Source organism: Bradyrhizobium tropiciagri (assembly GCF_018130505.1).
GTDB classification, from domain to species: domain Bacteria; phylum Pseudomonadota; class Alphaproteobacteria; order Rhizobiales; family Xanthobacteraceae; genus Bradyrhizobium; species Bradyrhizobium tropiciagri_B.
Genome location: NZ_JAFCKH010000002.1, coordinates 51,168 through 74,901, shown reverse-complemented (window position 1 = coordinate 74,901; position 23,734 = coordinate 51,168). Strand labels below are relative to the sequence as shown.

The following is a 23,734-nucleotide window of genomic DNA, read 5'->3' as shown; positions in this document are numbered from 1 at the left end:
CGCAACAGCGTAGGGGGTAAAGATATCCCTGATCCGTAGTTGATCGCGGCGAGCTTGTGCTCTATCCAGCCCCCGTTGACTAGCCTCCGGATGCAAATGTCTCAAGCCTGGTACGAAGAAGAAGAGGACGACCTCGTCGAGGGTATTTACAGAGTTTGGTGCAAGATGCCGTTCTGGACGGCATTCGAATCATCTGCCTTGATTCACCAGTGCGATCCGAGCGAGCCGATCGACATACCTTCCGCTCAAAAGTTTGTTCACCGGACGCGCACGCTAATCGAGCGTCACTGCGGAACCGAATTGCTGCCCGGCTCTCCGGATAGGATTTCGCCTCCGGACCTGCTGCCATGGGCGGAACATATGGGCGTGTGGATCAACCCTGCGCTGAAAGAGTGCATCAGGGGATCGTATTCCAATGTACAAACTCTGCCCGAAGCAGCGTTGACCCGAGAAGCTCTGCTCGCTCGAATTGCCGAGCTAGAAGCGCAAAAGCAAAGGCTCGAAGCCGATCCCGCTCCGAATGCCCGGGAGCGGCAGTCCCTCCTCAAGCTCGTCCTGGGAATGGCAGTTGCAGGTTATACCTTCAATCCCAGGAACTCGAGAAACACGGCCACGAGAGATATTGTCACCGACTTAGAGCGCCACCAAATTCCCACGGTGACCCAGGAAACGGTCTTGAGTCGTCTGAGAACGGCCATGCAAGAACTAGATTGGCCGCCTCCGGATTACGACGGCGGCGGCCAATAAGAGGCTTAGCCAGCCGAAACGGCCGAACAGAAAACGTCTTCCAGCCGGTCGATGAGGTCCGGCACAAGGTGCGCCGCTACGTGGATGCACTTATCGGAACCCGGTTCATCCCCCTGCTGTCGAACAACGACGGTCCCGGTCGTGGAGAGATAAACAGCGATCGCATTCTGCTTTCGGACCGAAACCAGTTCGTCGTTGGCCGTCCAATCAAAGTTCTCTGTCAAGTCCAACTCCTTTTTCGATGGTGAGGCCAAGCTGTGTCACGACGCCCCCGGTCGTTGTGCGATTTCAGACAGCACCAATCCGAAATCGGTTTGTAGAGCGGCAGCGGTTCTCCGAAATCGGATAGCCGCTATCCGAGTTCGTCCAAGGCGATCCGCGCCTGATCAATAAGGCACCTCTTTCTCATCAGAGCATTGAGGTGTCCCTTGAACTCGCCCTCTTCGACTGACCGGCTCCTCCGCCTTTCGGCAGTCCTCGCCCCGGCTGGTCCCATCCCCGTTAGCAAGTCAACCTGGTGGGCCGGCGTGAAGTCGGGCCGCTTCCCCCAGCCCGTGAAGCTAGGGCCGCGCATCACCGCCTGGAGGGCCGAAGAAATCCAAACCCTCGTCGCCAACGGCTTCACACGAGAGCCGTAAGCCATGGCAATGGGCATCTTTGCGAAGTGGCAGCCGGAATATGCCGCTCGTGGGCTTCCCACGTTCCCGGTCAAGGTCATCGGCAACGATAAGCGACCGGCGATCCGTGGATATATGAAGGTCGGAAGTTTGAGGAGCGAAAAGCTCGGGAAGCAATTCGCCGACGCGAGCGCGTTCGGACTGGCCTGTGGCCGTATCACCGGCCTGACGGTCCTGGACGTCGATTGCAAAGACGAAAATGTCCTTGGCGATGCCTTAGCGCGCCACGGCGAGACCCCGTTCGTGGTCCGCACCGGCTCGGGAAACTTTCAAGCATGGTACCGTCATGGGGGAGAGAAGCGCCAGATCCGACCTTGGGGAAATGAGCTTCCGATCGATCAGCTCGGTGACGGGTATGTCGTTGCTCCGCCCTCAGAGGGCAAGCGCATGGCCTATGAGATCGTTCAGGGCACGCTGGACGATCTGCCCAATCTGCCGTTCATGCAGAACGCCTGGTGGCCTGGAGATCAGGCGCACCGCAGGCCCGCACCCGAGGGCGAACGTAACAAGATGCTCTGGCGGCACTGCATGCGCGATGCACACAGTTGCGACACGTTCGACGACCTGCTCGACGTGGCGAGGACGTTCAATGAGGACTCTTGCGTCCCTCCTCTCCATGACGACGAGGTGGTCAACGTCGCGCGGTCTGCCTGGAAGTACACTATCGACGGCACCAACCGCATCGGGCGCCACGGAGCTTGGCTGACCGCAGCGTCACTCGACGAGATGGTTCAAGACCCGTATTTCACGGCTCTGATAGCTTGGTTGCAGGCACAGAACGGGCCGGATGCCAGGTTTTTGGTCGCGGATGGATTGAGGGAAAAGTTTGAATGGCCTCGCGAGCAGTTCCGGCGCGTTCGTCGCAAGGCGATCCGGACCGGCTGGATCGTGCCACTCACGAAGCCAAAGCCGGGCAAGGCGGTCGAATACCGCTGGGGAAAGGCTAGGAAGCAGAGGTGAGAGACGCCTACCGTCCTTGGTAGGCTATCCTCTACGGTACACTTCTCTATCCGACCAGTAGCACCTAGCTACGGGTTGTGAGGATGGTAGCAGGACCCTGGTCTGGGGGCCGATGCCAGGAGGCCTGGTCGGCCGTCGATCGCCCTCTCTGAGAGGATCGACGCGCTTGAGAAAATAGGCATTTCCCGGATTTTCGTGGAATTTCGATTCTGCGAGAAGTGCCTGCCGCACAGGCGCTCCTCTCATTTTCGGTCAAATAATCGAAATTGCCCTTTATAGGGGGTGGAAAGTTCTGGTCCTTTTACGCACTCCCGATCAGCCTCACGCAGAGCGAGTTGGCTAAACCGATGTGGGAAAGGCACCGGCTGTCTCACCGCTGGGCCACTTCGTCCAGGTCCAGAGCCAAGCGCTGGGGCGGCAACTGGAAGACGAGCCTTGGGCGCTTGCATCACTTTAGGCTTCGCTCAACAGACCTTCCCAATGGAGAGGTAAGCATTTTGGTGATGGCGCGCGTTAAGCGCTTGGCCGGTGGAGCCCCACCGGATATGCAAGTATAGGCAGCAGGACTTTTGTTCTCGATTTGTTCGGCGTAGTATCTGTCGATTCCGCTGCCTTTTGCCTCTTCCGGGGGACCGATGTCCGCAATCGTAAAAAAACTTCTGCGCGCCGATCAGGAGCAACCCAACCCCTTGGACTTCCTCGACAAAGAGGACTTGATCAAGCTCGTCAAATCGCTTCTGAGTGGAGGCGTCGCGCTCAGCTTCAGTGGCAAACGCTCGGCTCTTGAGATCGGCCGCAAGGTGCGTCCCCGCGTCATGCGCCGGGAGTCGAAGCTGCATGTCGGCCCGCCAGACCAGCAGGGCCGGAACCTGCTCATTGAGGGCGAGAACCTCCAGGCGATGGTGACCCTGTACAAATACCGGGGCCAGATTGACCTCATCGTCACCGACCCGCCGTACAACACCGGCCAGCAGTTCCGATACAACGACGCCTGGGACAAGGACCCGAACGACCCCGACCTTGGGACTCTCGTGGCCAAGGACGACGGCTCGCGGCACACCAAATGGATCAAGGCGATGATGCCTCGGCTCCAGATGATGAAGGCGATGCTCAAGCCGAGCGGCGTCTTGGCCATCTGCATCGATGATAACGAGCTCTTCCATCTCGGCATGCTCATGGACGAGGTGTTCGGGGAGGACAATCGGCTCGCAATTATCAACTGGCAAAAGACGACCGTAAAAAATAATACGAAGCACGTGTCGGCGACGACGGAATATGTGCTCGTCTACGCCAAGGACCTCGCCTCCGCCAAGACGAGGCTCCTCGATCGAACTGAAAAGTCGAATGCTCGCTTTGGAAATCCCGATAACGATCCAGACGGAGACTGGAAGCAAGGTGACTTAACGGGGACCGGCGCGGATAGCCATCCGACCGCGCTCTATGCGTTGCAATCTCCATTCGATGGAGAGCTGCACTACCCGAGCGAGAACCGATGTTGGGCGTTCGAAAAGCGCCGCATGAAGGAGTGGCTGGCTGCCTGGGGCGTTCATGTTGTTGAACGTGATCTACGAGACGGGCGCACGCCTGCACTGGTTATCAAGGATGCGCCGCTACCAACGGACAAGGACTTCAGCCTCGAGCACAAGGTTCTTCGCGCTGCACGCAGCAAGGCGATGAAGAAGCTGGAAGAGGGCGCATGGCCTAGGCTGTACTTCGGTATGAAGGGCACGGCCAAACCGATGTACAAGGTATATCGATCGGAGATTAAGGCTGGCGTCGTACCGACTTCCTTCTGGGTGGATGAGGAGGAAGTAGTAGAGCTCGGTGCCGTCTCGTGGAGCTCTTCAGAAACGGGCCGCACAAGAGAGGGCCTCGAAGAGCTCGATACCGTCGTCGGTCCAGGCCACAATTTCACGACCGTCAAACCGCTGGCACTCATCAAAAAGCTGATACAGATCTGGTGTCCTCCAACGGGTGTTGTTCTCGATCCATATGCCGGCACGGGCACCACTGGACATGCCGTGCTTCAGCTCAACAGCGATACGGACGCCTCTCGTCGTTTCATTCTGATCGAGCAAGGCTCTCCCGAGGCAGGTGACAAATACGCCAGGACGCTGACCTGGAGGCGATTGCACAACGCGATAACCGGAGAGAGGCCAAACGGCGGCAGGGCAGCTCCTCTCGGCGGAGCGTTTGAATATCGGCTCCTCACCAAGCAAATTGACGCGAAGACTGTCCTATCGATGAAGAAAGACGAGCTCGTCGACGTCGTCATTACATCGCACTGGGAGACTTCGAATCGCAGCTCTCCGGGGCTGATCCGTATCGAAGAGCCGAAGTATCGCTACCTCGTCGGCAAGAACGACCGAGGCGAAGGCTACTTTATCATCTGGGACGGCGAAGGGCCGGTGGGCCAGCTCGACCGCGAGACGTACAAGGACGTACTGAAAGACGCGGAGAAAGCCGAGCTGAAGCCGCCGTACCACGTCTATGCGCGCTACGAGCTGTATCAATCCAAGAACGTTCAGTTCTGGAAAATCCCCGACAAGATTCTCGCCCATTTAGGTCTCAACGAGAACAGTGATCGTTTCAACGAAGAGGACTAAAACCCGACATGGAGCTCTTTCCGTTCCAGGCCGCGGCAGCAAGTCAGATTGCCGAGCGGTTCCAGACATACATGCAGGACCCGCTCACGGTCACTCGTAGGCAGCTCGTCCCCTTCTATCAGAACCTTTCGGCCATCACGGGCAGTGGAAAGACCCTGATCCTCGCCGACGCCGTGGAGCAAATCCGCTCCCAGTTGAGCGTAGAGCCGATCGTGCTGTGGCTCTCTAAAGGCCGCATCGTTGTGTGGCAGACGCTTACGAATCTCTCGACGGGTAAGTACAGCAGCCTCGTCGGTGAATTTGATGTAACGCCCTTGCTCGAATGCAGTCCCGAGGCCGTGGCGGATTCCAGCCGCGGCCTTTTGCTCATTGCGACCGTCGGCCGCTTCAATCAGCGTGACAAAGAGGAGGGCGACCGTCGCATCTTCCGTGTCGGGCTCGACGTCGCCGAGCAGTCCCTGTGGGACCAGCTTAAGGAGAGGCGAGACCGCCAGGGCCGGCGCCGGCCACTCATCGTCGTTTACGACGAAGGCCATAACCTCTCCGACCAGCAGACGCAGCTCCTCATGGAGCTTATGCCCGACGCATTGATCGCGGCGTCCGCCACGACCCGCGTACCTCAAGCGCTCTCCTCAACAATCGAGCGGCTTCGCAACGACAAGCGCTGGACTGACGACGATCTCGTCACGAAGCTCCGCAGCTCCGATGTAGTGAGCTCCGGCCTTGTGAAGAAGAACATCATGCTCGGCGGCTACCTCACGCCGATGGAACTCGCCGTCGACGACATGCTTGCAGAGATGAAGCAGGCGACCCAGGCAGCGCACGATCTCGGCCTAACGTTTCGCCCGAAGGCTATCTATGTTGCGACCACGAACGTTCCGGAAGGCGGCACGATGCGCGAGGATGCTGCGCGGCCGTTCAATGAACGGCAGGCACGCCCGATTCAGATATGGCGTCATCTGGTCGAGAACGCGAAGATCGACCCGGCAAAGATCGCAGTCTACTGCGACCTCCGATTCGATTCCAAATTCCCGCCTCCGAGGGGATTTAATTTATTCGCAGGTGGCGATTCTGACTACGACACGTTCATCGCGGGCGGCTACGAGCACATCATCTTCAATCTCGGCCTCCAAGAAGGCTGGGATGAGCCGGAATGCGCGTTCGCGTACATCGACAAGGACATGGGCTCGCCCGATCAGGTGACGCAGATCGTGGGACGTGTCCTGCGACAGCCGGGTGCACAACACTATGCCGCCCCGAGCCTTAATACTGCACACTTCTACATCCGCACGGACGAGCGCGGCGTCTTTGAAGCCATCCTCCAGGACGTGGAACGCAAACTCGCGGCCGACAGCCCCGAGATCACGCTCACCGTCCGTCGGACCACAAAGGGTGGCTCTCGCGTCTATGCTGAGGCCACTAAGCAGCGTCAGGTGCCGACGGTCAGCATCGACTCAAGCGAGGCCAGGGTCCCGGTGGGTCGAATTGTGGATCGCATCGTCGACTTTAGGCAGGGTGGCCCGAGCACGATTGGCAAGGGAGGGCGCATCCAGGTTCTTCAGACCATCGGCGAAGGCACCACGCAGACCGAAGAATGGGTTGAGGTTGAGCACAGCAACCGCGTCACAGCGCGCTGGATCCTTCGCCGCGAGATTCAGCAGCTCTTCCCGGCCCAGGGGGACCGAACCCTTAGTCCAATCAACATCTGCGATATCGAGCACCCGAAGTTCGACGCACTGGTCGAGTACAATAGCGCCGCTGCGGATCATCTCCGCGAACAGGCGCACGGCATCGTGAAGACCTACATCGAACGCTCAAAGCTCGTGCAAAATGCACTCGACCATCCCTACGTCGTCGGCGACGTGCCCATCGACGAGGCGAAGCTCACGCTCTTCAAGAACGCAATTCACCGCGGTTATAGCGGCCTCAACAATGATGAGCGGCCATTCGCGGAAGCGCTCGACAAGACGAAGCGCGTATGGTGTCGCAACCCGTCGCAGGGCGGCTTCTCTATCCCACTCCTGGACCACGGGAACACTCGAACCTTTTCGCCCGACTTCCTGGTCTGGCTGGACAAGGTTGTCTTCGCGCTGGACACGAAGGGCGATCATCTGATCACCGAGGACGCCGGGAGAAAGCTTTTTGACATCGAACCAATAGAGGACGGCCTCCTCCTCGTGATCCGGCTCATTACAAGGGGCGAATGGAGCATCGCGCCGACCGGTGAGTTCAACAAGAGGTCAGGCTCAACCGGCCACACGGTCTGGCGTCTCCGCAACGGCCGCATTCAGCCCACTCACACTGAGACTATTGCGGAAGCTATCGAGGCATGCCTTCAGAAATAAACCATCACCATTGAACGCGAGAACTCCGCATGACGTCGCCGGCCCTCGGTCGAAGCTTGGAACTGCATTACATCAACGGGCAACCCGACGGAATGCTGACGGCGGAAATGTTCAATTGGACTGGCCATGTCCTTTTGGTCCCGCGGGCCCAGTTGTCTCAAGCACTCGCCCGCACCGAAGCATGCTACGCCGGCATCTATCTTCTCTTAGGCGAAAAAGAAGGCGAGACCTTAGCCTACGTTGGTGAGAGTGAAGACATCGGCAGCCGGATCAAATCGCACGACGCAGCCAAGGATTGGTGGAGCATGGCAGTTCTCGTGACGACCGCCGGCAATAAGCTTAACAAAGCTCATGTACGATATTTGGAAGCGCGTCTGATCGAGCAGGCCAAGTCCGTCGGAAGAACCCCGCTCGACAATGGGACCAACCCACCTCGTCCAACTCTTAGCGAAGCCGACGTCTCCAAGATGGAGGCTTTCCTGGAGAACATTTTTATTGTCCTGCCTGCAGTGCGCGTCGACCTCTTCATTCAGCGCACCCGGCCAACACCGACTGTGGCACCCACTGCGAAGGCCCCCTCAGCTGAGTTCATCCTTGAAACGAAGAAGCATGGGGTGAAGGCTAGAGCAGTGCTGGTGGAGGGCGAATTTGTCGTGGAAGCAGGATCGACGGCGCGCCTCGCGTGGGAAGGTGTAGGCTCCGAGATGACGAGCTACGGTCAGCTTCACCAGGAGCTTCGTAACGAGGGCGTCCTTCAGCCCCAGGGTACAGTGTGCGTGTTCGCGAACAACTACGCCTTCAAAAGTCCCAGTGCTGCGGCGGCGGTAGTCAACGGACGACCCGCGAACGGCACGGTGGAATGGAAAACGCCGGACGGGCAGACCTATAAGGACTGGGAAGCACAACAGTTGAGCACTGTCCCCGCGTCCTGAACGGCCTAGCTAGTCCGTCGAAAATCGCCTTTTGACAATCCGTAGTAGGAGGCGGCTGGCCGAAGCAGGGGGCATTGCAAATAAAAAAACTGATGCGATTGCTCTGGTCATGTCAGGCTCAGGATGACGAGCAAATGAGAGAGGCTCGGCGCGGTGCGATCATGGAGCGATTGGCCAGGTCTTCACCGAGCGGGTGGGGAAGCCGGTGGGGAAACTTACCCACAAGAAGATAATTTTTTCGATATTTCAATATCTTACGAGGACGCCCTGGCGGAGAGAGTGGGATTCGAACCCACGGTACGGTTTCCCGCACACACGCTTTCCAAGCGTGCGCCTTAAGCCACTCGGCCATCTCTCCGGGAGGCCTCTCTTGAAGGGCCGGGGCGGATTTTGCAAGGGAGCGCGAGGGCTGCGCGTAAAATTTCCACAATGCGTTGAATTTACTAGATAATTTACGTTCACTTCGGCCTTGTTGCGTAGCGTTGCTGGCAACGGGCCGAGCTCTCGTCAGGTAATTGATCAGAGAGCGATGCAAATCAATCGCACTGCCGGTGCCGCATCATGTCGCGAGGTTGCGAAACTATGTCTCCCACGCCGGCGTCATCGCCCGGCTTGACCGGGTGATCCAGTACGCCGCGGCTTCTCGGTTCTATCACCACAGCCTCTGGAATACTGGATCACCCGGTCAAGCCGGGTGATGACAGCGTGTTTCGTGGCCGGTGATCGTTGCGGCCTCACCACCCGTTCAATGATATCGCGCGGCGAGATCGGCGGTGCGGCGGGGCCACATCGTGCGCGGTTCGGGCAGCGCGGCATCGCCGGTGCTGTGGGTGTCCTGCAGCGCCTCGATGAAATCGGCGAACCATTGCTGGATGGTGTGGCCGTTGAGCTTCGCCATCATCGCTTCCCAGCGCGTCCGCCGCTCGGTCAGCGGCATCGCGACCGCCGACGCGATAGTGCGCGCCATGCCGTCGATGTCGTGCGGGTTGACCAGCAGCGCGGCGTCGAGTTCGTTGGCGGCGCCGGCGAATTTCGACAGCACCAGCACGCCGGGGTCGTCCGGATTTTGCGCGGCGACGTATTCCTTGGCGACGAGGTTCATGCCGTCCTTGAGCGGCGTCACCACGCCGACCTGCGCGGTGCGGTAGAGCCCCGCGAGCACGCCCTGGCCAAAACCCTTGTTGAGATAGCGGATCGGCGTCCAGTCCACCTCGCCATGCACGCCGTTGACGTCCGTGACGAGCTTGGCCACCTCGCTCGCGAGATTGCCGTAAGCCTCGATCGCGCCGCGCGAGGGCGTTGCGATCTGCAGCAGCGACACCGCGCGCTTCAGGCCCGGCTGGATCGTCCACATCCGGTCGAACGCCTTGATGCGGTTGCCGAGGCCCTTCGAATAATCGAGCCGGTCGACGCCGATCGCGAGCTTCTCGCCGTTGAGGCTGCGCCGCAACCGCGTCACGTCGGGATGCGTCATCGCCTTGGTGGCCTGCTGCGCGAATTTCTGCGGATCGATACCGATCGGGAACACGGCGGCGCGGGTGCGTCCCGACGACGAGATCACGACGCCGTCGCGCACCGCGAGATCGAGATCGTTCTTCACGTAGGAGAGGAAGTTCTCGCAATCCTCCTCGGTCTGGAAGCCGATCAGGTCATAGGCGAGCATCGCCTCGATCAGCGCGCGATGATGCGGCACGCCCGAGATCACCGCGCGCGTGGGCCACGGGGTATGCAGGAAGAAGCCGATCGGTTGCGCGACGCCGAGATCGCGCAGCTCGGCGCCGAGCGCGAGGAAATGATAATCCTGGATCCAGAACGCGGAATCGGGCTTGCGGAAGCGCAGCAGCGCGCGCGCCATGAACGCATTCACCTCGCGATAGCTTGCATAGTCCTCATGCGAGGCGCGAATCAGATCCGCGCGCGAATGCAGCGCGGGCCACAGTGCGGAATTGGCGAAGCCTTCGTAATAGCCGCCGTAATGCGCGGCGGGCAGATCGAGCATCGCCAGCGCGCCGGCACCGAGAGCTTCGACCTCTGCGAATGGTTCCTTCAGGTTCCCGTCGCGGACGCGTCCGCTGGAACCTACCCAGATCGCCCCTGTCTTCTCAACAACCGGCAGCAATGCTGCTGCAAGGCCCCCCGTGATGGGTTCATTGGGCTTTCCGCGCGAAACGCGGTTCGATACGACGACGAGGTTCACCAGGTCCCCTCCTGTTGGTCAACTCGCGTATTAACAACCATTCATCAAGATGGTTCCGGATCAAACAATCTCCCAATTGAAACCAAATTCTGGCGAAGACACACGGAACCAGTGGGAACTTGCGACGAACAAATTTCGACGCAAGTTCGCCGCATTCGACCAACGAATAATTCAGCGCGATGATTCGGTTAGGACAGGCTCACGTCCCTTTGTCGCCGAGCAGACGCGCAAGAAATTCGCGCACATCATTCGGCGCACCGAAATGTCCGGCGACGCCGGTTGCGCGGCGGCCGACGGAAAATGCCAAGCCCTCATACTCCGGCATGATGGCGAACACGGTCTCGTCGGTGACATCGTCGCCGATGAAGAACGGACGCCGACCCTTGAACGGTTCATGCGTCATCAGTTCGCGCACGCCGCTCGCCTTGGTGAAGCCGGCATGCTTGATCTCGCAGACGCTCTTGCCCGGCAGCACCTCGATCGGCGCGTTCGGCAGTTCGGCGCGGATCAGCGACACCGCCTCGTAGATCGCCTTCTCTGCCGCCGGCGCGAGGCGGTAGTGCAGCGCCAGCGAGTAGCCCTTGTCCTCGAGCAGGATGCCGGGGCTGAGCTTGGCGATCGCGGCGAGGCGGCGCTTCAACTCCTTGTCGAGCGGCGGCGAATGCGTGGCGACCGCTTCGCTGTCCGGCTGCAGCCGCATCTCGGCGCCATGGCCGCCGATCGCGGGAAACATGTCGGGTGCAAAGATCAGGTCGATGTCGTTCAACGAACGCCCGCTGACCAGCGCCAGCGCGCCATCGGTGCGCGCATGCAGCTCTCTCAGGGTCGTCGCAAGCTCCGGCGGCACCCAGACCTCGCGCGGTGTCGGTGCGAAATCGAGCAAGGTGCCGTCGATGTCGAGCAGCACCGCGGTCCGGCTCAAGGGCGGGATCAGCGATGCCGGCGCCGGCTCGCTGTTGGTCGCGCCGCCACGGGCGATATCATCATCCACGGTCATTTCAGCCACATCATCCTTCGTCATAGTCTACTCCACACATGCCAGTGGCCGTGCAACGGATTCGAGCGATTTTCGCTCGGCTGCGACGGCATACCGCCAGGCGACGGCGGCCGCCACGAGCATCAGGGCCGAGCCCAACAGATAGCCGGCGAACACGCTGTTGCGCGAACCGGTGTCGATCAGCACGCCGAACAGCGCCGGCCCGATCACCCCGCCGATGCCGGTGCCGATCGCATAGAACGCCGCGATGGCGAGCGCGCGGACCTCGAGCGGGAACGTCTCGCTGACGGTGAGGTAAGCGGCGCTCGCGGCCGGCGAGGCGAAGAAGAAGATCACCATCCATGCGATGGTCTGGGTCTGCGCGCTGAACACACCGATCGAAAACAGGTAGCCGGACAGCGCCAGCAGCACGCCCGATACGCCATAGGTCAGCGCGATCATGGTGCGGCGGCCGAGCGTATCGAACAGGCGGCCGAGCAGCAGCGGCCCGAGGAAGTTGCCGGCGGCGAACGGCAGGATGTACCAGCCGACATCGCGCGAGGGGATGCCGAAGAAGTCGGTCAGGATCAACGCGAAGGTGAAGAAGATCGCATTGTAGAAGAACGCCTGCGCCGCCATCAGCGTCAGCCCGACCAGCGAGCGCTGCCGGTAGGTCGAGAACAGCGTCACCGCGACCTCGCGCAGCGGCGTGTGATCGCGCATCCTGAGCTTGATCTTGTCGAAGTTCTCGCTCGACTGCTCGTGGCCGAGCACGGAGGTCTCGATATCGGCGACGATCTTGTGGGCCTGGTCGGGATAGCCGTGGATCATCAGCCAGCGCGGGCTCTCGGGAATCCACATCCGCATGAACAGCACGACGAGGCCGAGCGCGGCACCGATGAAATAGGCGATCCGCCAGCCGTGATCGGGCGCCAGCACCGCGGGATCGAGCAGCACGATGGCGCCTACGGCGCCGATCGCCGCGCCGAGCCAGAAGCTGCCGTTGATCACGAGATCGGTCCAGCCGCGATAGCGCGCCGGCACCAGCTCCTGGATCGTCGAATTGATCGCGGTGTACTCACCGCCGATGCCGGCGCCGGTCAGGAAACGAAACAGCGCGTAGCTTGCGACGTTCCACGACAGCGCGGTCGCGGCCGTCGCGGAGAGGTAGAGCGCGAGCGTGATGAAGAACAGCTTCTTGCGCCCGATCCGGTCGGTGAGCCAGCCGAAGCCGAGCGCGCCCAGCACCGCGCCGGCGAGATAGGCGCTGCTGGCAATGCCGACATCGGCATTGGAGAAGCTCATCGTCGGGCTCTCCTTCAGCGCACCCGACAGCGCGCCGGCCAGCGTCACCTCGAGCCCGTCGAGGATCCAGGTGATGCCGAGCGCCAATACGACACGGGTGTGAAAGCCGCTCCAGGTCAGGTTGTCGAGGCGAACCGGTATCGAAGTCTCGATGATGCGGTCATCGCCAGGCGCCGCCGGCGTCACCGGCGTCACCGCGTCCGTTGTCGTAGAGATCGGCTGTGTCCGCTGCAGAGTCATCACGCCAGACCAATGAGAAAAACCCTGGAACGAAACGCTCCAAGGTCCTTAACCCCCGGGATTGCGGCAAACGGATGCCCGCCACGCCGAAATAACGCCGGCATTGCAGGAGGGTTCCCGCATTGCAGCCAGGAACCGCGATCGCATCAGGCTGTTTCTCGGCTGAAAGCTGAAGGAGCCGATGATGGCCGCACGCAAGACGACGAAGCGCAAAACCGCGCGAAAATCCGCAAGCCGGACAGCAAGCACTGCGCGCCGGAAGCGCGGGAGCAAGACGACATCGAAACGCTGGTCGCAGCGCGTGACCAAGGAGAGCGACGCGCTCGATCTCAAGGCCGGCGTGTTCAAGCAGACCAGTGCGAAGAAGATCGCCGCGTCGCTGAAGGCGTCCGCCGAGCACAGCGAGCGGCGCAAGAGCGGCGCCTATCGTTCCGCACTGTCGATGCTGACCTTCTACATCAACCGCGCCGGCAAGACGCTGCCGAAGACCGAGCGCTCACGGCTGGAGCGCGCCAAGGTGGAATTGAGGCACCAGTTCGGACGGGACTAGAGCCGTCGTCCGGCGATCCCAGTTAGTTGCGTCGTCCTGGCGAAGGCCAGGACCCATACGCCGCGGCCGTTGGAAAAAGGCACGCGGAGAATTGCACGCAAGGCAACAACGAACGGTGGTAATGGGTCCTGGCTTTCGCCAGGACGACGGTGGTTGATACGTCAGCGCGTGCGTTACGCCGCGCGGATGTTCGCCATGAAGCGATCGAGCTCCTCGCGCAGACGGGTGCTCTCGACCGACAGCGAACGCGCTGAGCTCAACACCTCTTCGGAGGCGGCTCCGGTCTCGGTGGCGCCGCGGTTGACCTGGGTGACGCTGGAGGCGGCTTCCTGGGTGCCGGCCGCAACGTTCTGAACGCTGCGCGCGATCTCCTGCGTGGCCGCGCTCTGCTGCTCGACCGAGCTTGCGATGTTGGTCGCGATACCGGAGATCTGGCCGATGGTGCCGCCGATCTCCTTGATCGCCGCGACCGATTCCTGCGTCGCCGACTGCATGCCGGCGATGTGGTTGGAAATCTCGTCGGTGGCCTTGGCGGTCTGGCTCGCCAGCGACTTCACCTCGGAGGCAACCACCGCAAAGCCGCGGCCGGCATCGCCGGCGCGCGCGGCCTCGATGGTGGCGTTCAGCGCCAGCAGATTGGTCTGCTCGGCGATCGCGGTGATCAGCTTGACGACGTCACCGATCTCCTGCGCGGCACGCGAGAGCTTGCCGATCCGCGCGTCGGTCTGCTCGGCCTGGCGCACGGCGGCGTCGGCAATCTGGCTGGATTCCTTGGCGCGGCGGCCGATCTCGTCGACCGAGGCGGACAGCTCCTCGGTCGCGGAAGCCACCGACTGCATGTTGCTGGAGGCCTCCTCGGAGGCTCCGGCGACGTGGCTGGAGAGGTTCTGCGTGGTCTCCGCGGTCCGCGTCAGCGTGCCGGCCGCCGATTCGAGTTGCGCGGCGGAGGCCGAGACGTTGGAGACGATCGAGCCGACCGCCGATTCGAATTCGTCGGCGAAGCGGATCAATTCTCCGCGGCGCGCCGCGGCGCTGGCCTTGTTCTGCGCTTCCTGGCTCGCGGCATCGCGCTCCGCCTTGGCGACCGCCTGCACCTTGAATTCCTCCACCGCGCTCGCCATCTCGCCGAGTTCGTCGCGGCGGCCGAGGCCGGGCAGCACGACATCGAAATTGCCGGCCGCGAGCTCGCGCATCGCGGCACACATCGCCGCGATCGGCCGCGAAATACCCTTGCCGAGCAGGAACGCCCAGACCAGCCCGAGCACGAGGCTGCCGGCGGCGAGCAGCAGGATCAGCCGTTCGGTGTCGCCGATCGTGGCTTGCGATTCGGTCTCGAGACGCTTCTGGTCCGTCACCAGATCGGATTTCATCGCCGCCGCGCCCTGGCTGATGGCGGACGCCGATTCCGTCATCTCGACGGTCAGTTCATCGATCGATTTCGAGTTCTCGATCAGCTTGGCGAGCGCCGCGCGGTACTCGGACAGCAGCGCATCGACGTCCTTCACCGCCTGGGTGATCCGCTCGTTCTTCGACGTGATCGCCTTCAGCAGGTTCTCGGTGAATTTGAGCCGGGCCAGCGCGCTGGCCGCAACCGACTTGTCACCATTGACGACGAAGGTGGTGACGGCCCCGGTGATCGACTGCAGCTGGTCCGCCAGCTTCTTGGCGCCGAACTGGATCGATTCAAGCTCGGTGTCGTCGGCGTTGCTCGGCAGATCGTCGAGCTTGTAGCGCATCGAGGTCGCGCTGCGGACGAGCTGGTTCTGCGCCGTCTGCGCGCTGTCGTTCTTGATCCTGACGATCTCGGCGAAGATCTTGGTGAAGGCGCGGAACTCGCGCTCCAGCTTGGTGATCTGCTCGAGTCGCGCCGGGTTGGTGGTGCCCTTCATCGAGGCGAGGATGGCCTCTTTCAGGCTGGCTTCGGCGGCGAGCGCCGCCTTGGCGTCCTCCTCCTTGCCGGTCGCCACGAAATAGCGCGCCAGCGAACGGTAGGAGATCAGCTCGCGGTCGATGTTGCGGGCGAGATCAGCTTCCGCGACGCTCTGGCGGTACGATGCGACCCCGGTCGAGACCCGCTCGAAGCCGAAATAGGCGAAGCCCATGGTGGCCGCCGAAAGCGCCAGCGTCACGGCAAAGCCGAGCATGATCTTGGCGCGGAAGCGAAGGGTTGGGAGTTTGATCGAACGCGATCGCTTTAGCCCCGACATGCCGCCCCTCGTCTTCATTCCAAACCATGCGGGATCAGGCAGCCCCCGCCGCCTCAGTCCCCGACCGGCAAAGCTAAGGCAGAATAGATAAGGGTGCGTAAATGCACGGAAAAAATCGCCACGGCCGGTCCGGCGGAGCCGACTGCCCCGACCGGGCGGCATCGGGCCTGCCGGGGCGGCACCGCTACTACCTTGGTCTCCGTTGTATTCACATGTATATATCGCAATGTCCGGCGCCGTCCGGACCAAGGCTTGAACAACAGAGACAAGCCCCGGCGAAAACGGAGGAAGCGATGTATCAGGAAGCACTTGCGAAGGTGACGGGAACCAAGCTGATCCGCGACAAGTCCGAAAACTTCATCGGCGGAAAGTGGGTCGCTCCGGTCAAAGGCCAGTATTTCGACAATCCGAGCCCGGTGACGGGCAAGCGTCTGTGCCAGGTGGCGCGGTCAACGGCAGAAGACATCGAGCTCGCGCTCGACGCTGCGCACAAGGCCAGGGAGGCCTGGGGCAAGTCCTCGGTCACCGAACGGGCGAAGGTCCTCAACAAGATCGCCGATGTCGTCGAGACAAATCTCGACCTGCTGGCGATGGTCGAGACGCTCGACAACGGCAAGCCGATCCGCGAGACGACCCACGCCGACATGCCGCTCGCGGTCGACCATTTCCGCTATTTCGCCAGCGTGATCCGCGCGCAGGAAGGCACGATGTCGGAGATCGACCACGACACCGTCGCCTATCACTATCACGAGCCGCTCGGCGTGGTCGGCCAGATCATTCCCTGGAATTTCCCGCTGCTGATGGCGACCTGGAAACTCGCGCCTGCGCTGGCCGCCGGCAATTGCATCGTCATCAAGCCGGCCGAGCAGACCCCGGTGAGCATCCTCGTGCTGATGGAGCTGCTCGCCGACGTCATCCCGCCCGGCGTCATCAACGTCGTCAACGGCTTCGGTGTCGAGGCCGGCAAGCCGCTTGCCGCCAGCAAGCGCATCGCCAAGATCGCCTTCACCGGCGAGACCACCACGGGCCGGCTGATCATGCAGTACGCCTCCGAGAACATCATCCCGGTGACGCTCGAGCTCGGCGGCAAATCGCCCAACATCTTCTTCGCCGACGTCATGAACGAGGATGATGCCTTTTTCGACAAGTGCATGGAAGGTTTCGCGATGTTCGCGCTCAACCAGGGCGAGGTTTGCACCTGCCCGAGCCGTGCGTTGGTCGACGCCAAGATCTACGATCGCTTCATGGAACGGGCGCTGAAGCGCGTCGAGAAGATCAAGCAGGGCCATCCGCTCGATCCGTCGACCATGCTCGGAGCTCAGGCCTCCAACGATCAGGTCGAGAAGATCCTGTCCTACTTCGACATCGGCCGGAAGGAAGGCGCCAAGGTGCTCGCCGGCGGCAAGCGAGCTAATCTCGATGGCGAGCTCGCCGAAGGCTACTACGTCGAGCCGACGGTGTTCGAGGGTCACAACAAGATGCGCATCTTCCAGGAGGAGATCTTCGGACCGGTGGTGTCGGTGACCAAATTCAACGGCGAAGACGAAGCGCTGGCGATCGCCAACGACTCGCTGTACGGCCTCGGCGCCGGCGTGTGGACCCGCGACGGTACCCGCGCCTACCGCTTCGGCCGCGCCATCCAGGCCGGCCGGGTGTGGACCAACTGCTACCACCTCTATCCCGCGCATGCGGCATTCGGCGGCTACAAGCAGTCCGGCATCGGCCGCGAGAACCATCTGAAGATGCTGTCGCACTATCAGCAGACCAAGAACATCCTGGTCAGCTACTCGCCGAACGCACTCGGATTCTTCTGAGGCAACGGCGACCAGGCGGGCGTGCCCCTTCCCTCCTCCCGAGGCGCGCCCGCCAACGCTTCTCCGCCGGTGCGGGACGCCGCGTCCCGGACCGTGGGGATTACTCGAACCAAGGGGAACGGCGATGGTAGCCCGGGTCGAAGTCACGCCGAAAGCCGAAGCGATGATCGCGCGGTTGAAGGCGCAGCACGGCCCGCTGATGTTTCACCAGTCGGGCGGCTGCTGCGATGGCAGCGCGCCGATGTGCTACCCCGTCAACGAATTCCGGATCGGCGGCCAGGATGTGCATCTCGGCCAGATCGCCGGCTGCGACTTCTATATCGGCGCCGCCCAGTTCGAATATTGGCGCCACACCCAGCTCATCATCGACGTCGTGCCAGGCCGGGGAGCCGGCTTCTCGCTCGAGGCGCCCGAGGGCGTCCGCTTCCTGACCCGGAGCCGGGTGTTCAGCGACCAGGAGGTCGCGGAACTCGAGGCCGCCGAGCGCACAGCCTGACGCGCCGCGCCAGGCGCGATGCGCTGGCCGGACGATCCAGGCCAGCCGGCGTTACCGGCTACTACCTTGGTCCCCCCGCGTTCCCGATTGACGGCAGGGCCGGCCCCGATAATTTAGACTCATTATAAGCGACCGGCCGCTGCCCGCGGTCCGGAACAACACATCGGGAGGCGTCCCATGTCATTGCGTCGCACGGCGCCAGTGGCGCTTGCGTCGAACGGACGTGCCGGCGGCATGGCCGGCAAATGTTGTCTCCCTTGCACAATACGGTTGCCAGCCGGCCACGCAGTCCTGCGATCGCACCCGGCCCGAGCTATCGTCACGGTTTGCGCGGGTCTGCCCGTGCCAAGAATAAAGTGACCCGGTCTGGGAGAAGGCCCTTGGCGGAGAAGAACGGCGGCGCCGCCGACAGTATCGTCGTGGCGCAGGCGAAGACCGACGGACCGCTTGAGGCCGCGGCCGAGATCGCGCGCCAGTTGGCCGAGGCCAAGCTGGCGATGATCACCGTGTTCGTGTCGCCGTTCTACGATCCCGCGATCTTCATCGCCGAACTGTCGCGCCTGATGCCCGATGTCCCGATCTTCGGCTGCTCGACCGCCGGCGAGCTCGCGCCGGCCGGCTGGGACGAGGACAGCGTTGTCGCGCTGGGCTTCAGCGCAGCCGACTTCGTGATCGCGGCCCGCCCGCTGTTCGAGCTCGCGACGTTCCGGGTCGAGCACGGCCGCTCGATCTGCACCGAATTGCAGCAGGAGTTCGCGCAGCGCACCGAGCATTGCGACCCTGCCGACGATTCCTTCGGGCTGCTGTTCATCGACGGGATGTGCCAGCGCGAAGAGACCATCATGTCGGCGATCTACGCCTCGCTGGGCGACATTCCGATCGTTGGCGGCTCGGCCGGCGACGGCCTGCGCTTCGAGAAATCCTGGGTCTTCCACGGCGGCAAGGCCTACACCGATGCCGCCGTCGTGATCCTGATCCGGACCCGGCTGCCGTTCCGGCTGTTCAAATGCGACCATTTCGAGCCGACCGCGACCAAGATGGTCGTGACCGAGGCCGATATCGAGCGGCGGATCGTCAAGGAGATCAACGCCGAACCCGCGGCGCTGGAATATTCGCGCGCGGTGGGCCTGAGCGACAGCAAGCTCGAGCTGTTTTCCTTCGCCGCCCATCCGTTGCTGGTCCGCGTCGGCGGCGCCTATTACGCGCGCTCGATCCAGCGCACCAACCCGGACGGCTCGCTGCAATTCTTCTGCGCCATCGACGAGGGCATGGTGCTGACGGTGGCTCGCGAGCGCAATCCGGTCGACGCCACCAGCGAGCTGCTCAAGGAGATCACCGACGACCTCGGCGAGGTCGCGGCGTTCATCGGCTTCGAATGCGTGCTGCGGCGGCTCGATGTCGAGCAGCACCAGCTGTCGCGCGAGATGTCGGAGCTGTATCGCCGCAACAATGTGATTGGCTTTCAGACCTATGGCGAGCAGTATCGCTCCATGCACGTCAATCAGACGCTGACCGGCGTCGCCATCGGCAAGCGGGCTGTCGCTCCGAAATGACCGACAAGGGCACCAGCCGGATCACAACGCTCGAGCGCGAGGCCGAGAAGCTGCGCAAGATCAACGCGGCGCTGATGTCGCGGGTCGAGCGCTCGACCGACCAGCAGCTCAACGCGTTCTCGCTGTTCGAGACCGCGATCGCGCTCGATCACCAGGTACGCGACCGCACCCAGCAGCTCAAGCAGGTGCTGCAATCGTTGGAAAAGACCAATGGCCGCCTGCTGCAGGCCAAGCAGCAGGCCGAGGCGGCCAGCTCGCTGAAGTCGTCGGTGCTGGTCTCCGTCACCCACGATCTGCTGCAGCCGCTGAACGCGGCGCGGCTGACGCTGTCGGCGCTGACCGAGATGGTGGCTGAGCCGAAGGGCGTTGCGCTGACCGACCAGATCGACCGCTCGCTGGCGACGCTCGAGGACATGCTGCGCACGCTGCTCGACATCTCCAAGCTCGATGCGGGCGTGCTCAAGCCCGAATTCGGCCCGGTGGCGATCGCCGCGCTGTTCGAGGCCCTGCAGCAGGAATTCAGCCCGATCGCGGCCAAGCGCAATCTTGCGCTGACGATCATGCCGTCGTCTGTCGCGGTTCAGTCCGACCCGCTGATGCTGCGGCGGATCCTGCAGAACCTGCTCGCCAACGCGTTGCGCTACACCCAGCGCGGCAGCGTGCTGATGGGATGCCGCTTCAGCGGCGACGATATCTGCATCGAGGTGCACGACACCGGCCCCGGCATCCCCGAAACCCAGCGCGAGGCGATCTTCGTCGAATTCCAGCGCGGCGAGGCCAGCGCCGGCGACACCGCCGGCATCGGGCTCGGCCTCTCGATCGTGCGCCGGTTTGCCGATGTGCTGGGCCACGACATCCGCCTGACGTCGCGGCCGGGCAAGGGCTCGGTGTTCTCGGTCACCGTGCCCCGCTCCGCCGTCCCGGTCGCGATCCCGGCACGCGAAGAGGCCAGCGTCGACCATCGCTATGGCGGCATGCAGGGTGCGAAGATCCTCTTGATCGAGAACGACCTGTCGAGCGCGGAGGGTCTTGCCAGCCTGCTCGAGAAGTGGGGCTGCGATGTCGCGGTGACGATCTCGCAGACCGAAGCGCTGGAGCGCATCCGCGCGCTGGACGGCATTCCCGACGCCATCATCGCCGACCTTCACCTCGACAATGGCGAGACCGGGATCGAGGCCGTCGACGTGATCCGCGGCGCCATCAGGACGTCAGTCCCGGCGATCATCGTCACCGCCGACTATTCCGCCAAGGCCGCTTCCGACGTGGCGGCCTTCGGCCATGAATTGCTGAAGAAGCCGATCAAGCCGGCCGAGATGCGCTCGCTGCTGTCGTTCCTGCTCGCGGCCGAGCAGCCGGCGGGGCGGCTATGATCCGCTCTCGCGCGCCGGCGGCGTCACGGCGGCGTGGTCCTGCTTGCCGAAGTCGAGCTTCGACAGCGCGATGATGGCCTCGGTCCGGCTGCGCACGTCGAGCTTGCGCAGGATCTCCGAGACATGGACCTTCACGGTCGTCACCGAAATATCCAGCTCATAGGCGATGTGCTTGTTCTGCAGCCCGCGGCAGATCATGTCGAGCACGCGCAGCTGCTGCGCGGTCATCTGGCCGAGGTGCCGGAGCAGGTCTTTTGTGTCGGCCTGGCCCTTGCGGGCGGCGGCCGCATCCGGGAAGCGCTTGGGCAGGCTGACATCGCCACCCAGAATGCCGCGCAGCAGCTGCGCCAGCTCGGCCTTCGGCGTCGACTTCGGGATATAGCCGGAGATGCCGAGCGCGATCGCGCTGCCGACGATCCGCGAATCGTCATGCGCAGAGACGATGACGAGGGCGCTGCGCGGCGCCGCGGCGCGCACCCGGTAGGCGCCCAGCAGGCCCGTGGTCCCGGGCATCGAGAGGTCGAGCAGGATCAAATCGGGATTGTCGCGCGCGGCGATCAGGTCGAGCGCGGCGTCGATCGAGGTCGCCTGCAGCACCTCGGCATCCGGAAATTCCGCGCTGATCACACCGACCAAAGCGGCGCGGAACAGCGGGTGATCCTCGACGATGAGCAGCCGAGGGGCACCCTCCTTGCTGACCGGCGGCTGGTCCGCCACGGACGCGGTTGTGGTCAACGCTGTGCAGTCCTCTCCCGATCGTTCATGACAGCCAGTGCGGGACGACGTTAACGCAAAGGGCGGATGCGGCCTATAGGCGAGGCTTGCCGTGCTCGCCTTGCAACGCAGCAAACTAGGACGCCTTGTCCGACTTCACAGTCGGGCAGGTTTCGGGAACGGGAAGCGGAATCTTGCTGAGCTCGATGATCGCCTTGTTGCGGCTGAACAGCTTCAGCTTGCGCAGGATCTCGGTGACATGCGCCTTCACCGTGGACTCGGCGAGCTTCAGCTCGGCGGCGATCTCGCGGTTCTGCAAACCACGGGTGATCAGATGCAGGACGCGGATCTGCTGCGGGGTCAGCTTCTGCACCCGCTCACGCAGCGTACGCGCCGTCTCCGACTGCTCGAGCGCGCCGACCGCGACGAAATCGCGCGGCGCCGACACCGAGCCGCTGAGCACCCGCGCGATCGCCTGCGACAGTTCGCCGAGCGAGGTCGATTTCGGCAAGTATCCGACTGCGCCCATCTCCAGCGCCTCGCGGATCGTATGCTTGTCCTCCTCGCTCGACACGATCGCGATCGGCAGCCGCGGATAGCGGTCGCGCAGCTTCTGGAAGCCCGAGAAGCCGACGACATCGGGCAGCAGCAGATCGAGCAGCGCCAGATCGATATTCGGTTCGGTGGCGAGAATGCCGAGCGCGCCCTTGATCGAGGTCGCCTCGAAGATGCGCGCATCCGGATGCGAGATCCGGATGGCATTGCCGAGCGCCTCCCCGAACAGGGGATGATCGTCGATGATCAGGAAGCCCATCATGAGCGGCCTCGCAGCGATGTTGATGCTCCCCGCGGCTAGTTCGACCCGCCGGCCTCCTGCACCGTCTGCAGATAGGCATATACGTTTTTGAGCTCATCGTCGCTGAAAACGTCCTTCCACGCCGGCATCCCCTTGGCGGGCCGGCCGTCATGAACCGTCTTCCAGTAGGTCTGTTCCATCTCGTCGGCGTAGCGCTTCCTCAGCAGCCTGAGGTCGATCTTGCGTTCGGCCTGCACCGCGTCCGGGCCGTGGCAATGCGCGCAGGTGCCGTTGAAGATTTCGCGCCCCGCTTTGGTGTCCCCGGTCACGGCGGCGGTCTGCACCGGCTTGTCGGCCGCAGCCTGCCCCACGGTGACGGGTTCCCTTGCTCCGACTGACGACGTCGCCTGACCGGCCTCACCGAACTTCACCGGCGCTCCGTTCGGCACGCCATATTTGGCGAACAGCGCGGCTATATCCGCCTGCAGCGACGGCAGCACCGCATCGACCTCGTCGCGCAGTGCGCCAGATCCCTTGGCGAAGCCGATCGCGGTCGGCCAGAGCAGCCCGTCGCCTTCGGTCGACACCACCTGATATTTGTCGCCATAAGCGGTCCTGTTGAGCCAGCCCGCCACCGGCGCCCAGATGAAGGCGACGTCGGCCTTGCCCTGGTCGAGCGCCGCCATGCCCTCGTCCGGGCTGAGCACGGTGACCTTCGAGATCTCGTCGCGCGAGGCGAGCAGGTTCTGCGGCGTCGACTGGTACTGCAAAGCGACGCGCAGTCCCTTCAGATCGTCGATGCCGGCAAGCTTGCGATCCTTCGCACCGACCAGCGCGTAGCCTTCATGCGCGATCGGCTTCGAGAAGATCACCACCGGGCCCATGAAATCGTCGGCCAGCGGCAGGCCGACCATGGCATCGCACTGCTTGCCGAGCAGCGTTTCGCGGACGGTGCGCTTGCCGAAATACGACTTGTACCAATTGTAGGTCACGGCGCGGCCGAGCTTTGCGCCCACGGCCTGGCCGATCTCGAGGTAGAGCCCGGGCCTCGCCGGATCGTCGCTCGAGAACGGCAGATTGGTCGGATCGGCGCAGAGCCGCAGCGGCTTTGTCGCTTCGGCGCCGGCCGGCAATGCCGGCGCCATCAGCAGGGTGGAGAGCAGCACGGTCCGGATCACATGGTCCAACCGCATGTTGCGCGAGGGGGTGCGCAATTCGTTTCGGGCGATGCAAGTCACGGTCAATGCTG

19 protein-coding genes and 1 tRNA gene are annotated in these 23,734 nt (G+C 62.9%); 11 read left to right on the top strand and 9 right to left on the bottom strand.

What is annotated here, in order from left to right; translation table 11 throughout:
* Positions 1–96 precede the first annotated feature (96 nt).
* Positions 97–747 carry a hypothetical protein gene (locus tag JQ633_RS04690; RefSeq protein ID WP_211982958.1) on the top strand — a complete coding sequence of 217 codons (651 nt, stop codon included), beginning with the start codon at positions 97–99 and terminating at the stop codon, positions 745–747.
* 5 nt (positions 748–752) lie between these two features.
* Here JQ633_RS04690 and JQ633_RS04685 read toward each other — a convergent pair whose 3' ends face one another.
* The gene (locus JQ633_RS04685; protein WP_211982956.1) at positions 753–971 is read right to left on the bottom strand and encodes a hypothetical protein; all 219 of its coding nucleotides are present in this window, start codon (positions 969–971) and stop codon (positions 753–755) included.
* A 192-nt stretch (positions 972–1,163) separates the two neighbouring features.
* On the opposite strand from JQ633_RS04685, the gene JQ633_RS04680 reads away from it, so the two are divergent.
* The 5 genes from JQ633_RS04680 to JQ633_RS04660 all read left to right on the top strand — a co-directional run bounded on the left by JQ633_RS04680 (position 1,164) and on the right by JQ633_RS04660 (position 8,267).
* Complete coding sequence (locus JQ633_RS04680; RefSeq protein ID WP_349631518.1) at positions 1,164–1,385, top strand: helix-turn-helix transcriptional regulator; 222 nt, start codon at positions 1,164–1,166, stop codon at positions 1,383–1,385.
* A 3-nt stretch (positions 1,386–1,388) separates the two neighbouring features.
* Positions 1,389–2,384 (top strand): bifunctional DNA primase/polymerase, encoded by a 996-nt coding sequence (locus JQ633_RS04675; RefSeq protein WP_211982952.1) that lies wholly within the window; start codon positions 1,389–1,391, stop codon positions 2,382–2,384.
* A gap of 635 nt (positions 2,385–3,019) precedes the next feature.
* Complete coding sequence (locus tag JQ633_RS04670) at positions 3,020–4,990, top strand: site-specific DNA-methyltransferase (protein ID WP_211982951.1); 1,971 nt, start codon at positions 3,020–3,022, stop codon at positions 4,988–4,990.
* A gap of 8 nt (positions 4,991–4,998) precedes the next feature.
* The gene (locus JQ633_RS04665) at positions 4,999–7,335 is read left to right on the top strand and encodes a DEAD/DEAH box helicase family protein (RefSeq protein WP_211982949.1); all 2,337 of its coding nucleotides are present in this window, start codon (positions 4,999–5,001) and stop codon (positions 7,333–7,335) included.
* A gap of 29 nt (positions 7,336–7,364) precedes the next feature.
* On the top strand, positions 7,365–8,267 hold the full coding sequence (locus JQ633_RS04660; RefSeq protein ID WP_211982947.1) for a GIY-YIG nuclease family protein: 903 nt from the start codon (positions 7,365–7,367) through the stop codon (positions 8,265–8,267).
* A 268-nt stretch (positions 8,268–8,535) separates the two neighbouring features.
* Here the strand turns inward: JQ633_RS04660 and JQ633_RS04655 are convergent.
* The 4 genes from JQ633_RS04655 to JQ633_RS04640 all read right to left on the bottom strand — a co-directional run bounded on the left by JQ633_RS04655 (position 8,536) and on the right by JQ633_RS04640 (position 12,985).
* Positions 8,536–8,625: transfer RNA gene (locus JQ633_RS04655), tRNA-Ser, on the bottom strand.
* Between the two features lie 387 nt (positions 8,626–9,012).
* Complete coding sequence (locus JQ633_RS04650) at positions 9,013–10,464, bottom strand: trehalose-6-phosphate synthase (RefSeq protein WP_349631517.1); 1,452 nt, start codon at positions 10,462–10,464, stop codon at positions 9,013–9,015.
* A gap of 199 nt (positions 10,465–10,663) precedes the next feature.
* On the bottom strand, positions 10,664–11,461 hold the full coding sequence (gene otsB, locus JQ633_RS04645) for a trehalose-phosphatase (RefSeq protein WP_211984089.1): 798 nt from the start codon (positions 11,459–11,461) through the stop codon (positions 10,664–10,666).
* Between the two features lie 27 nt (positions 11,462–11,488).
* A complete protein-coding gene (locus JQ633_RS04640) occupies positions 11,489–12,985 on the bottom strand; it encodes an MFS transporter (RefSeq protein ID WP_211982945.1) in 1,497 nt (498 codons plus the stop codon).
* 181 nt (positions 12,986–13,166) lie between these two features.
* Between JQ633_RS04640 and JQ633_RS04635 the strand changes: the two genes are divergently transcribed.
* Entirely contained in the window at positions 13,167–13,535 is a 369-nt protein-coding gene (locus JQ633_RS04635; protein WP_211982943.1) for a DUF3175 domain-containing protein, read from the top strand.
* 173 nt (positions 13,536–13,708) lie between these two features.
* Here the strand turns inward: JQ633_RS04635 and JQ633_RS04630 are convergent, their stop codons facing one another.
* Complete coding sequence (locus JQ633_RS04630; RefSeq protein ID WP_211982942.1) at positions 13,709–15,742, bottom strand: methyl-accepting chemotaxis protein; 2,034 nt, start codon at positions 15,740–15,742, stop codon at positions 13,709–13,711.
* Positions 15,743–16,035: 293 nt separating this feature from the next.
* Between JQ633_RS04630 and exaC the strand changes: the two genes are divergently transcribed.
* The 4 genes from exaC to JQ633_RS04610 all read left to right on the top strand — a co-directional run bounded on the left by exaC (position 16,036) and on the right by JQ633_RS04610 (position 20,975).
* Complete coding sequence (exaC, locus tag JQ633_RS04625; protein ID WP_211982940.1) at positions 16,036–17,556, top strand: acetaldehyde dehydrogenase ExaC; 1,521 nt, start codon at positions 16,036–16,038, stop codon at positions 17,554–17,556.
* 124 nt (positions 17,557–17,680) lie between these two features.
* Complete coding sequence (locus JQ633_RS04620) at positions 17,681–18,052, top strand: DUF779 domain-containing protein (RefSeq protein WP_211982938.1); 372 nt, start codon at positions 17,681–17,683, stop codon at positions 18,050–18,052.
* A 380-nt stretch (positions 18,053–18,432) separates the two neighbouring features.
* Positions 18,433–19,605: an FIST N-terminal domain-containing protein gene (locus JQ633_RS04615; RefSeq protein ID WP_211982936.1), complete on the top strand. Its 1,173-nt coding sequence runs from the start codon at positions 18,433–18,435 to the stop codon at positions 19,603–19,605.
* Positions 19,602–20,975 carry an ATP-binding response regulator gene (locus JQ633_RS04610; protein WP_211982934.1) on the top strand — a complete coding sequence of 458 codons (1,374 nt, stop codon included), beginning with the start codon at positions 19,602–19,604 and terminating at the stop codon, positions 20,973–20,975. The genes JQ633_RS04615 and JQ633_RS04610 overlap by 4 nt, the downstream gene beginning before the upstream one ends.
* On the opposite strand, the gene JQ633_RS04605 is transcribed toward JQ633_RS04610, so the two are convergent.
* From JQ633_RS04605 to JQ633_RS04595, 3 genes are all read right to left on the bottom strand, one after another.
* Positions 20,970–21,710, bottom strand: coding sequence for a response regulator (locus JQ633_RS04605; protein WP_211982932.1), 741 nt, complete (start codon positions 21,708–21,710; stop codon positions 20,970–20,972). The two genes, JQ633_RS04610 and JQ633_RS04605, sit on opposite strands and share 6 nt — an antisense overlap.
* A 115-nt stretch (positions 21,711–21,825) precedes the next feature.
* A complete protein-coding gene (locus tag JQ633_RS04600) occupies positions 21,826–22,506 on the bottom strand; it encodes a response regulator (RefSeq protein ID WP_211982930.1) in 681 nt (226 codons plus the stop codon).
* 35 nt (positions 22,507–22,541) lie between these two features.
* Complete coding sequence (locus JQ633_RS04595) at positions 22,542–23,723, bottom strand: c-type cytochrome (RefSeq protein ID WP_349631532.1); 1,182 nt, start codon at positions 23,721–23,723, stop codon at positions 22,542–22,544.
* Positions 23,724–23,734 lie beyond the last annotated feature (11 nt).

Bases quoted from the DNA above. Each gene is read 5' to 3' on its own strand.
- JQ633_RS04675 (WP_211982952.1), top strand. From the start codon at position 1,389: ATGGCAATGGGCATCTTTGCGAAGTGGCAGCCGGAATATGCCGCTCGT.
- JQ633_RS04640 (WP_211982945.1), bottom strand. From the start codon at position 12,985: ATGACTCTGCAGCGGACACAGCCGATCTCTACGACAACGGACGCGGTG.
- otsB (WP_211984089.1), bottom strand. From the start codon at position 11,461: ATGACCGTGGATGATGATATCGCCCGTGGCGGCGCGACCAACAGCGAG.
- JQ633_RS04610 (WP_211982934.1), top strand. From the start codon at position 19,602: ATGACCGACAAGGGCACCAGCCGGATCACAACGCTCGAGCGCGAGGCC.
- JQ633_RS04635 (WP_211982943.1), top strand. From the start codon at position 13,167: ATGATGGCCGCACGCAAGACGACGAAGCGCAAAACCGCGCGAAAATCC.
- JQ633_RS04690 (WP_211982958.1), top strand. From the start codon at position 97: ATGTCTCAAGCCTGGTACGAAGAAGAAGAGGACGACCTCGTCGAGGGT.
- JQ633_RS04660 (WP_211982947.1), top strand. From the start codon at position 7,365: ATGACGTCGCCGGCCCTCGGTCGAAGCTTGGAACTGCATTACATCAAC.
- JQ633_RS04665 (WP_211982949.1), top strand. From the start codon at position 4,999: ATGGAGCTCTTTCCGTTCCAGGCCGCGGCAGCAAGTCAGATTGCCGAG.
- JQ633_RS04620 (WP_211982938.1), top strand. From the start codon at position 17,681: ATGGTAGCCCGGGTCGAAGTCACGCCGAAAGCCGAAGCGATGATCGCG.
- JQ633_RS04670 (WP_211982951.1), top strand. From the start codon at position 3,020: ATGTCCGCAATCGTAAAAAAACTTCTGCGCGCCGATCAGGAGCAACCC.
- exaC (WP_211982940.1), top strand. From the start codon at position 16,036: ATGTATCAGGAAGCACTTGCGAAGGTGACGGGAACCAAGCTGATCCGC.
- JQ633_RS04630 (WP_211982942.1), bottom strand. From the start codon at position 15,742: ATGTCGGGGCTAAAGCGATCGCGTTCGATCAAACTCCCAACCCTTCGC.
- JQ633_RS04600 (WP_211982930.1), bottom strand. From the start codon at position 22,506: ATGATGGGCTTCCTGATCATCGACGATCATCCCCTGTTCGGGGAGGCG.